Annotated in this window: 18 protein-coding genes; 5 read left to right on the top strand and 13 right to left on the bottom strand. The window is 36.0% G+C overall.

Annotated elements, in window-relative coordinates; translation table 11 throughout:
• The first annotated feature begins 184 nt into the window (after positions 1-184).
• Complete coding sequence (locus NG655_RS00135) at positions 185-409, top strand: hypothetical protein (protein ID WP_252157320.1); 225 nt, start codon at positions 185-187, stop codon at positions 407-409.
• Positions 391-564 (top strand): hypothetical protein, encoded by a 174-nt coding sequence (locus NG655_RS00130; protein ID WP_252157319.1) that lies wholly within the window; start codon positions 391-393, stop codon positions 562-564. The genes NG655_RS00135 and NG655_RS00130 overlap by 19 nt, the downstream gene beginning before the upstream one ends.
• A 30-nt stretch (positions 565-594) precedes the next feature.
• On the opposite strand, the gene NG655_RS00125 is transcribed toward NG655_RS00130, so the two are convergent.
• The 6 genes from NG655_RS00125 to NG655_RS00100 all read right to left on the bottom strand — a co-directional run bounded on the left by NG655_RS00125 (position 595) and on the right by NG655_RS00100 (position 4078).
• Positions 595-744 carry a hypothetical protein gene (locus tag NG655_RS00125; protein WP_252157318.1) on the bottom strand — a complete coding sequence of 50 codons (150 nt, stop codon included), beginning with the start codon at positions 742-744 and terminating at the stop codon, positions 595-597.
• A 131-nt stretch (positions 745-875) separates the two neighbouring features.
• Positions 876-1697: a translation elongation factor Ts gene (gene tsf / locus NG655_RS00120; RefSeq protein ID WP_252157317.1), complete on the bottom strand. Its 822-nt coding sequence runs from the start codon at positions 1695-1697 to the stop codon at positions 876-878.
• 28 nt (positions 1698-1725) lie between these two features.
• Positions 1726-2550 (bottom strand): 30S ribosomal protein S2, encoded by an 825-nt coding sequence (rpsB, locus tag NG655_RS00115; protein ID WP_252157316.1) that lies wholly within the window; start codon positions 2548-2550, stop codon positions 1726-1728.
• A gap of 153 nt (positions 2551-2703) precedes the next feature.
• Positions 2704-3090, bottom strand: coding sequence for a 30S ribosomal protein S9 (gene rpsI, locus NG655_RS00110; RefSeq protein ID WP_252157315.1), 387 nt, complete (start codon positions 3088-3090; stop codon positions 2704-2706).
• A complete protein-coding gene (gene rplM, locus NG655_RS00105; RefSeq protein WP_252157314.1) occupies positions 3090-3545 on the bottom strand; it encodes a 50S ribosomal protein L13 in 456 nt (151 codons plus the stop codon). The genes rpsI and rplM overlap by 1 nt, the downstream gene beginning before the upstream one ends.
• A 158-nt stretch (positions 3546-3703) precedes the next feature.
• Positions 3704-4078 carry a DUF3127 domain-containing protein gene (locus tag NG655_RS00100; protein WP_252157313.1) on the bottom strand — a complete coding sequence of 125 codons (375 nt, stop codon included), beginning with the start codon at positions 4076-4078 and terminating at the stop codon, positions 3704-3706.
• Between the two features lie 106 nt (positions 4079-4184).
• On the opposite strand from NG655_RS00100, the gene NG655_RS00095 reads away from it, so the two are divergent.
• Positions 4185-5342: a sensor histidine kinase gene (locus NG655_RS00095; protein WP_252157312.1), complete on the top strand. Its 1158-nt coding sequence runs from the start codon at positions 4185-4187 to the stop codon at positions 5340-5342.
• Positions 5343-5348: 6 nt separating this feature from the next.
• Here NG655_RS00095 and NG655_RS00090 read toward each other — a convergent pair whose 3' ends face one another.
• Positions 5349-5738 carry an HIT family protein gene (locus NG655_RS00090; RefSeq protein WP_252157311.1) on the bottom strand — a complete coding sequence of 130 codons (390 nt, stop codon included), beginning with the start codon at positions 5736-5738 and terminating at the stop codon, positions 5349-5351.
• A complete protein-coding gene (gene greA / locus NG655_RS00085) occupies positions 5739-6215 on the bottom strand; it encodes a transcription elongation factor GreA (RefSeq protein WP_252157310.1) in 477 nt (158 codons plus the stop codon).
• An 89-nt stretch (positions 6216-6304) separates the two neighbouring features.
• Between greA and NG655_RS00080 the strand changes: the two genes are divergently transcribed.
• Entirely contained in the window at positions 6305-6742 is a 438-nt protein-coding gene (locus NG655_RS00080; protein ID WP_252157309.1) for a Rieske (2Fe-2S) protein, read from the top strand.
• Here NG655_RS00080 and NG655_RS00075 read toward each other — a convergent pair.
• The gene (locus NG655_RS00075) at positions 6739-8517 is read right to left on the bottom strand and encodes a 1-deoxy-D-xylulose-5-phosphate synthase (RefSeq protein WP_252157308.1); all 1779 of its coding nucleotides are present in this window, start codon (positions 8515-8517) and stop codon (positions 6739-6741) included. The two genes, NG655_RS00080 and NG655_RS00075, sit on opposite strands and share 4 nt — an antisense overlap.
• A gap of 58 nt (positions 8518-8575) precedes the next feature.
• Here NG655_RS00075 and NG655_RS00070 point away from each other — a divergent pair, with 58 nt between their 5' ends.
• Entirely contained in the window at positions 8576-9010 is a 435-nt protein-coding gene (locus NG655_RS00070) for a nucleoside deaminase (protein ID WP_252157307.1), read from the top strand.
• A gap of 47 nt (positions 9011-9057) precedes the next feature.
• On the opposite strand, the gene NG655_RS00065 is transcribed toward NG655_RS00070, so the two are convergent.
• From NG655_RS00065 to aspS, 4 genes are all read right to left on the bottom strand, one after another.
• Positions 9058-9249 carry a cold-shock protein gene (locus NG655_RS00065; protein ID WP_252157306.1) on the bottom strand — a complete coding sequence of 64 codons (192 nt, stop codon included), beginning with the start codon at positions 9247-9249 and terminating at the stop codon, positions 9058-9060.
• 84 nt (positions 9250-9333) lie between these two features.
• Positions 9334-9570 carry a hypothetical protein gene (locus tag NG655_RS00060; protein ID WP_252157305.1) on the bottom strand — a complete coding sequence of 79 codons (237 nt, stop codon included), beginning with the start codon at positions 9568-9570 and terminating at the stop codon, positions 9334-9336.
• Positions 9571-9586: 16 nt separating this feature from the next.
• Positions 9587-11374 carry a chloride channel protein gene (locus NG655_RS00055; protein ID WP_252157304.1) on the bottom strand — a complete coding sequence of 596 codons (1788 nt, stop codon included), beginning with the start codon at positions 11372-11374 and terminating at the stop codon, positions 9587-9589.
• Positions 11374-13128 carry an aspartate--tRNA ligase gene (aspS, locus tag NG655_RS00050; protein WP_252157303.1) on the bottom strand — a complete coding sequence of 585 codons (1755 nt, stop codon included), beginning with the start codon at positions 13126-13128 and terminating at the stop codon, positions 11374-11376. The genes NG655_RS00055 and aspS overlap by 1 nt, the downstream gene beginning before the upstream one ends.
• Positions 13129-13167: the final 39 nt, after the last annotated feature.

Here is a 13167-nt window from a genome sequence, read left to right as displayed (position 1 = left end):
ATCCCCTTTTTTGATTAAAATGAGAGTCAAAATCTTTAAAAACCTACTTATATATAGTTAATAAAGTTTTGATTTTACCACACATAACATAAATCATACCACCTATTAATTATAACTACCACTTTGGCATAATAGCCATAATAATATATATTTAAATATATAATATTGTGCAATATATCTTTTTGTGAAAGTCAAATTATTATTATTACTTATTAGTCCATTCTGTTTTGCCCAAGTTGGCATTTACGGAGATGTTTATATTTCTAACAACGAACTCCTGGCAATCCATACGCCTGCAACTCATTTTATAGATGGTATTGTTTTAACCGATCCATTCCAGCCTGGAGCCTTAAAATTCATGAAAGACAACCATCCGAAAAAGGTTTGTATATGCTGGCAACAATCCTGAAAAGTAAACAAGCCACTCAAACCACTTTTTTAATCATAGAAACCTTTGCTAAGTTGCGAGCCCTTCAACAAACAGTATCTTCAGCAAGTTTGGCTTCTGAAGATAAAAAGAACAGTTTGCTTCAAAAAGCGGGGAGCTTATGGCAGACTTGTTAGATCAAAATAATACAGAAACAGAGTCCGAAACTACCATAGAACTAAATTTTGCTGTTTTGAAATTGAAACATACGAGTAAGAGGAAGAAGGAATAGGTCTCGATATAAACGTCGTTCCTCCGTTCACTCGACCTGACTGTGGTTCGTGATTACTAGCCTCGGTCAGATCGTCCTTTGGCATAGCCTGGATTGAGATTTTCGAAATACTCAGCATGGTCAGATCGAGTGATTTGTTGAAAACAAATTGTAACGAGATCAAGGCAAAAAAAAATCGCTCTTTAGAGCGATTTTTAATAGAATATAAGCTAAAAATTATCCTAAAGCTAAACGTCTAAAGTTTGTAACAGTAAGATCTGCATCTACAGATTTTACGTATTGTGCTACACTTTGTTTACTGTCTTTAATATAATCTTGGTTTACTAAAGTATTGTCTTTAAAGAAACGCTTGATTTTTCCTTTTGCGATGTTGTCTAACATAGCTTCTGGTTTTCCTTCTGCGCGTAATTGATCTTTTGCAATTTCAATTTCTTTTTCGATTACTGAAGCATCAACACCATCTTCGTTTAAAGCTAATGGGTTCATTGCAGCAGCTTGCATTGCAACGTTCTTAGCAGCTTCCGCAGCACCTTCTACAGGAGCAGAAAGTCCAACAATTGTTGCTATTCTGTTTCCAGCGTGGATGTAGCTACCTACAAAGGCATCTTCGATTCTTTCGAAACCACCGATTTCGATTTTCTCTCCGATAACACCAGTTTGTTCGATTAATTTTTCTGCTACAGTCATTCCACCAAAGTCAGCAGCTAGAAGACCTTCTAGTGATGTTTGGTTTAATGCAACATCTAAGATAGAGTTAGCAAGAGCAAGGTAGGAATCGTTTTTAGCAACAAAATCAGTTTCACAGTTTACAGAAACAATAACAGCAGCAGTGTTATCAGCATTTACTTTTGCTAAAACAGCACCTTCAGCTGAATCACGGTCTGCACGTTTTGCAGCAACTTTTTGTCCTTTTTTTCTTAGGTTTTCAACCGCAAGGTCAAAATTTCCTTCCGCTTCTACAAGCGCATTTTTACAATCCATCATTCCAGCTCCTGTGGCCTGACGTAATTTATTTACTTCTGATGCAGTAATTTTCATCTGTATAATTATTTAAAATAAGTTAAGACTAAGCTTCTTTTGGAGCTTCCCCTTCTTCTTTAGCTTCCGCTTTTGGAGCAGTTTCTGCTACTGGTGCTTCCGCTACTGGAGCAGCTGCTACAGCAGGAGCTTCTTCTTGTCCTTTGTTTTCAGCGTCTTTTTCTGATTGACGATCTTTAAGTCCTGAAGCAACTGCTTCTGTTACTAAGCTTAAGATTTTGTCAACCGATTTAGAAGCATCATCATTTGCAGGAATCACGTAATCTACATCTCTAGGATCAGAGTTTGTATCTACCATTGCAAAAATTGGAATTTTCAATTTCTGAGCTTCTTTAATTGCAATGTGCTCACGCTTAATGTCTACTACAAATAATGCTCCTGGAAGACGAGTCATGTCTGTAATTGAACCTAAGTTTTTTTCAAGTTTAGCACGAAGACGGTCAACTTGTAATTTTTCTTTCTTAGAAAGAGTTTCGAATGTACCATCTTTTTTCATACGATCGATAGCTGCCATTTTCTTTACAGCTTTACGAATCGTTACAAAGTTAGTAAGCATCCCACCAGGCCAACGCTCAGTGATGTATGGCATTTTGATATTTCCTGCTTTTTCAGCAACGATATCTTTAGCCTGTTTTTTGGTAGCAACAAATAAAATTTTACGACCAGATGCTGCAATTTTTTTCATTGCATCAGCTGCTTCGTCAATTTTAGCTGCAGTTTTGTAAAGGTTGATGATGTGGATTCCATTACGCTCCATGTAAATGTAAGGAGCCATGTTTGGATTCCATTTTCGGGTTAAGTGACCGAAATGTACGCCTGCATTTAACAGGTCTTTTACGTCGATGTTTGCCATTGTTGTTAGTTTACGTTCCGTAGTTAGCAATAGTAAAGTGGCTTTTTTCAAAGGCCTCTACCATTTAGATGCTAAACTAAATCTCGCTTGCACGAGTGGGCAACGGGTTATTAAAATATGAACGAATCCTTTTTTTAAAAAGGACAAAAAATATTAACGTTTAGAGAACTGGAATTTCTTACGAGCTTTCTTCTGACCGAATTTCTTACGCTCAACCATACGAGGATCACGAGTTAATAAACCTTCTGGCTTAAGAGTTTCGCGGTTTTCTTCGTTGATTTGGCATAATGCACGAGAAATAGCTAAACGAACTGCTTCCGCTTGTCCGTTTGTTCCTCCACCTACAACGGTTACTTTTACATCATAGTTTCCTTCTGTTCCTGTAAGAGCAAAAGGCTGAACCACTTTGTACTGTAAAGTTGGTGTTGGGAAATATTCTGTGTAATCTTTTTTATTAACGGTCATTGCTCCTTTTCCTTCTGAAATGAAAATTCGAGCTACTGAAGTCTTACGACGTCCGATTGTGTGTATTACCTCCATTATTTGAATTTGCTTAATTTGATAGTAGTTGGATTTAACCCTTCATGAGTATGTTCCGCTCCACTAAATACTTTCAGGTTTCTATATAAAACAGCACCTAATTTATTTTTTGGTAACATTCCACGTACAGCATTTTCTACTAAACGAGTTGAACTCTTGTTGTATAATTGTTCAGCTGTTAATTTGCGCTGTCCTCCAGGAAAACCTGTGTGACGAATGTATACTTTTTGCTTCCACTTGTCTCCTGATAATTCAATCTTATCTGAATTTATAACGATAACATTATCGCCACAGTCTACGTGTGGAGTGTAATTCGGTTTGTTTTTACCTCTAATGATTTTGGCAACTTCAGAAGCCATTCTTCCTAGGGGCATTCCTGCAACATCTACTACAACCCATTGTTTATCAACGGTGTTGCTGTTAGCAGATATAGTTTTGTAACTTAGTGTATTCACAATATATGTTTTTTATGTGTACGTTTTCCTCCTTTAGAGGGCTGCAAATGTACTACATTAATTTTTTTTTGCCAATAGCCAGACAATCTTTTTTACTAAAAGTTTGGAACTAGCTTCCTTATGTTCAATGTATAAGCGTTTTTTGACGAAAGACTTCTTTAAAATGGAAGATCATCTTCTACATTCTTATCCGCTTCTTCAGTTGCTTGAAACGAAGCTGGTGGTGGCATTGGAGGCATCTCTGATGGTGCTCCAGCAGATTGACCCTCGATTCTCCATCCTTGAACAGAGTTAAAGTATTTTGTTTCTCCTTGAGGGTTTACCCACTCTCTTCCTCTGAGATTGATTCCGATTTTCACGTTTTGCCCCACATTGAACGAATCTAATAACTCGCATTTGTCTTGAACGAATTCAACTAATATGTGTTGTGGATACTGTTCTTCAGTTGTGATTACAACTTCACGTTTTCTAAATCCATTACTTCCGTATGTCTTTGTTTCATCAAGCCATTTTACTTTACCTACTACTTCCATGTTTCTTAAATTTTACTAGCGACAAAAATATAAAAATTTACCTAGCTAGCTTCATTCAATCCCTTTTTCCTTTTTATCTTATCTTCGTTGCAGTAGATTTTTAATTATGCGCAGTTTTTCTTCTCAGAATAAGATTAAACCTTGGATGTTTTTATCCGTTTTTGGTATTGTTGCCCTTATTTTGTGGAATACCAATATTCTTTTTCAGATTTTAAAGGAAGAAGAACGTGTAAAAATGGAATTATGGGCTACTGCTCAACAGGAATTAATTCAAAATACAGACCTAAGCAAAGATTATGGCGTTCTTGCGTTTGATGTACTTCAGAAAATAGGAGTGACCCCAATGATTCGGGTAAATTCTTCGGGTTATATTAAAGGTTTTAAGAATATTGAATGGGATGTTTCTAAAGACAAGGACTCGTTAGAATTATATAATTTATTAAATCAATTCAAGAGGGAGAATAGTTCAATACCAATTCAGTATAAGAATATAGTGAATCAAACATTATTTTATGGGGACTCCGAGTTACTCAAAAAGCTTCAGTATTACCCTTTAGTTTTGCTGCTCATCCTTTCACTTTTTACAACTGTTTTGTTTTTCTTTTTTCAAACCTCAAGAATTTCAGAACAAAACCGTCTATGGGCTGGAATGGCAAAAGAAACAGCGCACCAAATTGGAACTCCTTTGAGTTCTTTAATGGGGTGGATTACGCTTTTAAAAGAACAAAATATTGCCCCAGCATCGCTTGATGAAATGGAAAAAGATGTTAACCGTCTTACCGTAATTACGGAGCGCTTTTCGAAGGTTGGTTCGCTACCAGAGTTAGAAAACAGCGATGTTATTGAAGCGACTAAAGAGGCAGTTGCTTATTTAAAAAAACGGAGCTCTCAATTGATCGAATGGTCTGTTGACCTGCCAGAGGAAGTGATTAAAATTCCTATAAATATCCCTTTATACAGTTGGACTTTAGAAAATTTAATTAAGAATGCAATAGATGCAATGAAAGGGAAAGGTGTATTGACGATCAAAGTATCCCATTCTGCTCAAATTGTTTCTATCCTTGTTTCTGATTCTGGGCAAGGAATTGCTCCTAAAAACATAAAACGAATATTTAATCCAGGCTTTACTACTAAAAAACGAGGCTGGGGCTTGGGGCTTTCCTTGGTAAAAAGAATTATAGTAGAATACCACAAAGGAACCGTAAGTGTTTTGAAATCAGAACTCGGTAAGGGATCTACTTTTCAGATCCGATTGAAAAAATAAAATAGTTTAAAGAGCAGCGGCTATTTTAGTAGCCAAAGCACTCATTTCCTCAGCATCAATGGTTTCTTTTTTCCCAAAAGTTGCATCGTCCATTCCATTTAGAGGTATTAAATGTACGTGGGTGTGAGGAACTTCAAGGCCAATAACGGTCATTCCAATTCGCTTACATGGGATTACGGATCTCATTGCTAAAGCAATTTTTCGAGAAAAATTCATTAATTCCATATAATCTTGAGGGTCTAGATCAAAGATTTTATCTACTTCTTTTTTTGGAACGCACAAGGTATGTCCTTTTGCATTCGGATTTACATCGAGAAAGGCGATGTGATGATTATCTTCAGCAATTTTGTAGCATGGAACTTCTCCAGCAATAATTTTTGAGAAAATACTAGCCATCTAGTTTCTGCTAATTTTTGTTATTTCTAGTTCAATTGTTCCGTTAGGGACATTGATTTGTGCCATTTCTCCAACTTTTTTACCAAGTAAACCTTTACCTATAGGAGAATTTACAGATATCTTTCCTGACTTTAGATCGGCTTCACTTTGAGCAACTAGAGTATAGGTCATTTTCATGCCGTTAGATTTATTTAATAATTCTACCGTCGAAAGAACCAATACTTTGGATACATCTAATTGTGACTCATCTATGAGACGTGCATTTGCATAATTTTCTTCCATTTTAGCAATGCGCATTTCTAGCATACCTTGAGCTTCTTTAGCAGCATCATATTCAGCGTTTTCACTTAAATCACCCTTGTCTCTAGCCTCAGCTATTGCTTGAGAAGCTTTTGGGCGTTCAATATCTTTAAGGTGGTTTAGTTCTTCTTTTAATTTATCTAAACCTTCTTGAGTGTAGTAGGATGTTTTACTCATTTTTACTTAATTTTAATGCTAATAAAAAACCCTGCCAAATAAGGAAGGGTTTATACAAATATAAGAATTTGAGTGATTTAACCCTATTTTTGAAAAAGAAGTTGTGTAGGATTGTTTTCTTAGCCTTTCTATTCGTTTCGTGCTCTAATTCGGAGGTAGAAAGAAATCCTTATTTACAAGAATATAGATTTCAATTTCAAATTAATTTAAATTTACCAGAATACGATGACCTCAGATTTGCGGGTGGTTCCTTGTTGATTCCTCAAATTGGACATAAGGGGGTTTTGGTTTTTAATCTCAACGGGTCGGATTATTTTGCTTGGGATGCAAGCTGCCCAAATCATGTGCCTAATACGTGTTCTCAAACTCAACTAAACGGAGTACTAACAGAATGCGCTTGTGATTCATTTCAATATAGTCTAGCAACAGGCCAGTTGCTAAACCCTCCAGAAGATTCAGGACAATTATATCCCTTGCTGTTTTACAGGGCTGAAACCCGAGGTAACGCTGTGGTTATTTCAAATTAAGATCCTATCTCTAAGATATTCAATATTTCTTTAGCAATTGAATCAGGGTCTAATCCAACTTCTTTTTGGAGTTCTAAAGTAGTTCCATGTGAAATGAAATTATCAGGAATACCTATTGTTCTGACCGAATGACTGTATCCATTGATATTTGCCCATTCTAAAATAGCACTCCCAGCTCCACCAAAAACAGCTCCATCTTCAACTGTAATGATGGTCGTGTATTTTTTAAATATTTGATGTAAAAGTTTTTCGTCTAAGGGTTTTATCGAGCCTAGGTCATACTGCCCAGGATTACATTTTTGTTCTACCATCTCTATAGCTTTGGATACATTGTCGTGCATAGTGCCAATAGAAATAACAGCTAGAACCTCTCCAGATTTAATTGAAGTCCCTTTTTCGAGATCGATTTTTTGGAAGGGAAGCTTCCAGTCACTTATTCTTCCATATCCTCTCGGATAACGTATGGCAACGGGTCCTTTTAATTCCAGCTGAAGGGTGTATAGGCTATTTCTGAGTTGTATTTCGTTTCTAGGAGCCAGTATTCGAATATTAGGAACAACACGAAGCATTGGTATATCAAATACACCATGATGCGTTGGACCGTCTTGCCCGACTAGTCCGGCACGATCGAGGCAAAATATTACTCCTAAATTTTGAAGAGCAACATCGTGGATTACCTGATCAAAAGAACGTTGTAAAAAAGTAGAATAAATAGCACAAAAAGGGAGTAAGCCTGCAGTTGCCATTCCAGCGGCTAGTGTTACAGCATGCTGCTCTGCAATTCCAACATCAAAACTCCTACTAGGAAATGCATCCATCATTAATTTCATTGAACTTCCTGTGGGCATTGCAGGGGTAATTCCCACTATGGATTTGTTTTGTTTCGCTAGTTCGACTAATGTTTCTCCAAATACATCTTGAAATTTAGAAGTTGGTTGTTTTGTTTTTGGGATTATTATTCCTGTTTTACGGTCAAATTTTCCTGGTGCATGATAAGTAACTTGATCAATTTCGGCGGGCTCTAGCCCTTTTCCCTTAGTAGTAACAACATGAATTAGGCGGGGACCTTTTTCTTTTTTAATTTTTTTAAAAGCATCAACTAAACCTTTTAGGTCGTGCCCATCTATAGGACCTGTGTACGGAATATTTAATGCTTTAAAAACATTTTCTGAAGCGGATTGCTGATGCTTTACTTTTTCAAAGTAATGTTTTAAAGCACCCACACTAGGGTCTATTCCTATTGCATTATCATTCAGTACAATAATCAGATTTGCATTACTTACTCCCGCATGATTTAGAGCTTCGAGTGCCATTCCTCCTGCAATAGATGCATCGCCAATAACCGCAATGTGTGTTCTTGAATCTCCTTTATATTCATTAGCTAATGCCATTCCAAGTGCTGCAGAAATAGAAGTTGAAGCATGTCCAGTTCCAAAAGCGTCGTATGTACTTTCTTTTCTGCTTGGGAACCCACTTATTCCATTCAATTGACGATTGGTATGAAATTTATCTCTTCTTCCGGTAAGGATTTTATGCCCATAAGCTTGATGCCCAACATCCCATATAAGTTGATCAACAGGAGTATTAAAAACATAATGTAAAGCAACAGTCAGCTCAACCACTCCGAGACTGGCTCCCAAATGACCCTCTTTAGTTGAAACTACATCAATTATTTCTTGACGTAATTCTTTAGCTAAAAGAAGTAAATCCGAAGGTTTTAATTCCCGCAGTTCTTCCGGATATTTAATATTTGATAAAATGTTTTCATTTTTCACAAAACAAAGGTAGTAGATAATTGAGTATTATGAATTGTGAAATGATTACTTTTAAAACATGGAATTAGACGACACCTATTTTATGCAAAAAGCTTTAGAGCAGGCAGAAATAGCTTTTGAGCAGGATGAAGTTCCTGTAGGAGCTGTTGTAGTTGTAAACCAACGCATCATTGCTCGAGCTCATAATCTTACAGAACGGCTAAAAGATGTAACTGCCCATGCAGAAATGCAAGCAATTACTGCTGCAGCAAATTATTTGAATGGGAAATATTTAAAGGGATGTACTTTATATGTCACACTCGAACCTTGTGTGATGTGTATGGGTGCATTGTATTGGAGTCAATTAGATCGTATTGTTTTTGGCGCATCGGATCAAAAAAGAGGTTTTCTTTCTCAAGGGGCAAAACCTCACCCTAAAACAAAAATAGTTGGGGGAGTTTTATTTGAAAAATCAGCAGAACTGATGGAGCAATTTTTTAAAAGTAAGAGATAAAAAAAGCACTTAAAAAAGTGCTTTTATGTTACCAAAATAAAATGTTTTTATAGAATCTGAACCTGTCCTGCAACAGTTCCTTTTTTACCCTCCTCTTCAACGTATTCTACTTTGTCGCCCTCATTTAGAGTTTCTCCATTAAGAGACGTCACATGGACAAAAATGTCTTGCCCAGTTTCATCATTTGTTATGAAACCATAACCTTTTGATGCATTAAAAAATTTAACTGTACCTGTCATAAAAATGTATTAAGACCATTAAATTAAGAATTATGTTTAAATTTTCATAAAAAAATAACGGAAAAATATTGACTGTCAATGGATTTACTTTTTTTTGTCTGTCATTTTTTTCATATTATCATCTGTAAGCATATAATCTGAGATATTTTTATTTTTCCATCGATGATAAAGAAATATTGGTAAATAAATAAAGGCTCCAAATAAGACCCCTAGACCAATTATTTTTTCACCTTCCTTATAATCAATTAGTTCCTTTACATAATATCCCCGAACAAGAAGTCCTATCATCACAAAAAACAAAATTCTAAGTATATATTTCATTTAATAAATTTAAAAATTACAGAGGATCACTTACCCGAATAAGTTCCCTCCTGTAAACAGATAGTAATTTAGATTTAGAAACAAATCCAATAAACTTCCCCTCTTTTAAAACGGGTAAATTCCAAGCACTACTGTCCTGAAATTTTCGCATGATTACTTTCATGTTGTCTTTTTCATAATTGATAACATTCGGAGGAATTTGCATTAAAGTTTGAACATATACATTATCGTACAAAGTGGAATCAAACATAAATTCTCTTACATTATCTAACAAAACTATTCCTAAAAGATCTTTGTCTTCATTTAAAACAGGAAATAAATTGCGTTTAGATTTTGCTACTCCTTCTTTTAACATCATACCTAGAGTCATCGACGGAGCTAAAACACAAAAATTCTTTTCGATTAATTTATCCAACTGCATGAGTGTTAAAATAGTGTCGTCTTTGTCGTGGGTTAGTAAAGCATCTTTTTTCACTAAATCCGAGGTATATACTGTATTAGGTTCAAAGAATTTAGAAATGGCAAAAGCCAACGATGCCGTAATCATAAGGGGTAAAAATAAACTATACCCTCCGGTTAATTCTGCAATTAAGAATATTGCAGTGAGAGGGGCATGAAGAATTCCTGCAATCATACCAGCCATCCCTACTAAAGTGAAGTTACTCACCGATATTGAATTGCTTGAAATTGCATTGACAATTTTAGCAAAAGCATGCCCCAGAGCACTTCCCATAAATAATGCAGGCGCAAAAACACCTCCTTTTCCTCCAGCTCCAAAGGTTAGACTTGTAGCAATAACCTTAAAAACAACTAGACCAAGAAGTAAAAAAATAACGGTCCACGTCTGGTCAAAATCATCCACTAGAAAAGAGGTTCCTATAGCGCTTGTATAGTCTTCTCTCAATAGGTTATTAATAGTTTCAAAACCTTCTCCATACAGGGGTGGAATTAATACAATTAAAACACTCAAGCAGATTCCTCCCAGAAGAACTTTTTGGTATCCTTTTAATTTTGTTTCAAAAAATCGTTCAATCCATAAATACACTTTTGTAAAATATACTGATCCAAGACCAGTGATTAAGCCAAAAATCATATAATAACCAAAGTGGTTTAAATTAAATTCATCTTTTAGTTCAAATGGTAGAAGTTGTGTAGATCCGAAAAAAAAGTAAGTCGTTAAAAGTGCTGAAATAGAAGCAAATAATAAAGGTAAAAGGGATACAAGTGTAAGGTCAAGACTGAAAACTTCTATTGCAAAAATTATAGCAGCAATTGGTGCTTTAAAAATAGAAGACATTGCTCCTGCTGCTGCACACCCTATTAAAAGATTCCGGGTAGCTTGGTTTAAATGCAATAATCTAGATAAGTTAGACGCTATACTAGCGCCCCCAGAAACTGTTGGGCCTTCTAATCCAGCGGAACCACCAAACCCTATGGTAATGGGAGCTGTGAAAACAGAGGCAAACATCTGATAAGCAGGCATGAGTCCTTTACGTTTAGACAATGCATACAAAACCGATGGGATTCCGTGATTTACGGGTCTTTTAATTCCAAAACGAATGATTAATAGGGTCAATATTATCCCTATAATAGGAAAGATAAAGTAAAAAATAGATTGGTATTCAAAGTTTACACTGGTGATCTGCTCCTGAAAAAAATAGGTTGTATTTTTCATCAACGCAGCAAGTAAACCAGACAATATTCCAACAACAATACTGACTAAATAAACAAACTGTTTGTTCGGAATGTGCTTAATTCTCCAAATAAGGAATTTTTTTAAAAGTAAATTCCCTTGTAATTCCATTACTCTTCTTGCTTAAGGGCTAGATTAAGTTCTTCCAATTGCATCGAATCAATAGCAGCAGGTGCATTAATCATTAAATCACGGCCACTGTTATTTTTAGGGAAAGCAATAAAATCTCTAATGGTTTCTTGTCCACCCAGAATTGCAACCAAACGATCCAAACCTAGAGCTATTCCACCATGAGGGGGAGCTCCATATTGGAACGCTTCCATAAGAAAACCAAATTGAGCTTGAGCTTCTTCTTTGGTGAATCCTAGAAGGTCAAACATGGTTTCTTGAACTTCCGAATCATGAATACGAATGGAACCTCCACCAATTTCATTTCCATTTAAAACTAAGTCATATGCGTTTGCATTAACAGCACCAGGATCTGTTGCTAATAAACTCATTTGTTCTGGTTTTGGAGCGGTAAACGGATGGTGCATTGCGTGGAAACGTTTACTTTCTTCATCCCATTCTAGTAAGGGGAAATCTACAACCCATAACGGAGCAAATACATTTGGATCTCTTAGTCCCAATTGTTCTGCAATCTCCATTCTTAAGTCAGAAAGCTGTCCTCTAGTCTTGTTTGCATCACCGCCCATTACTAGAATCAGATCTCCAGCTTTTGCTTCTACTCTAGATGCCCAAGATTTAAGATCATCTTGAGAGTAAAATTTGTCTACCGAAGATTTATAACTTCCATCTTCGTTACATTTTACCCAAATCAGGCCATTTGCACCAATCTGAGGTCTTTTTACCCAGTCAATTAATGCGTCAATTTGCTTACGAGTATAGGAAGCTGCCCCTGGGACAGCAATACCAACAATTAATTCTTGTTGATCAAAAACCTGAAAACCTTTTCCTTGGGCAATGTCATTTAATTCTGCGAATTCCATTCCAAATCTAATGTCTGGTTTGTCATTCCCATATTTTTTCATTGCTTCTGCATAGGTCATTCTAGGAAATTCAGAAACTTCAATTCCTTTTATTTCTTTTAAAAGATGCTTCAGCAATCCTTCGAAGCGAGAGAGAATATCTTCTTGCTCTACAAAGGTCATTTCGCAATCAATTTGAGTAAATTCAGGCTGTCGGTCTGCTCTCAAATCTTCATCTCGAAAACACTTAACAATTTGAAAATATTGATCCATACCTCCAACCATAAGCAATTGTTTAAAGGTTTGAGGGGATTGTGGAAGTGCATAAAATTCTCCAGAATTCATACGAGAAGGGACAACAAAATCCCGAGCTCCTTCTGGGGTTGATTTAATTAAGTAGGGAGTTTCAACATCAATAAAATTATGAGCGGATAGATAATTTCGAATTGCTAAACTTACTTTAGAACGAAAAATTAAATTTTCACGCACGGGGTTTCTTCTAATGTCAAGGTAGCGATATTGCATTCGCAATTCTTCTCCACCATCAGTTTCATTTTCAATAGTAAAAGGCGGAGTTTTAGAAGCATTCAAAATCTGAAAAGATTCTGCAAGGATTTCTATATCACCGGTGGGAAGGTTTGGATTTTTAGAAACACGCTCGATTACGGTTCCTTGGACTTGGATTACAAATTCTCGCCCCAAGTTTTGAGCCATTTCAAGTGTTTTTTTATCCGATCGTTCTTCGTCAAAAATAATTTGAGTAACGCCATAACGGTCTCTTAAATCCACCCAAATCATGAACCCTTTATTACGAGTTTTTTGAACCCATCCGGCTAGGGTAACTTTATTTCCAATGTGAGAAAGGTTTAACTCCCCACAAGTATTTGTTCTAAGCATAGTAATATAATTCTTTGCAAAGGTATTAAGTTCAAACTT

Source organism: Candidatus Arcticimaribacter forsetii, assembly GCF_910589745.1.
In the GTDB taxonomy this organism is placed as follows: Bacteria; Bacteroidota; Bacteroidia; order Flavobacteriales; family Flavobacteriaceae; genus Arcticimaribacter; species Arcticimaribacter forsetii.
Note: the sequence above shows the minus strand (reverse complement) of the source record. Positions and strands in the feature narration are given on the sequence as shown.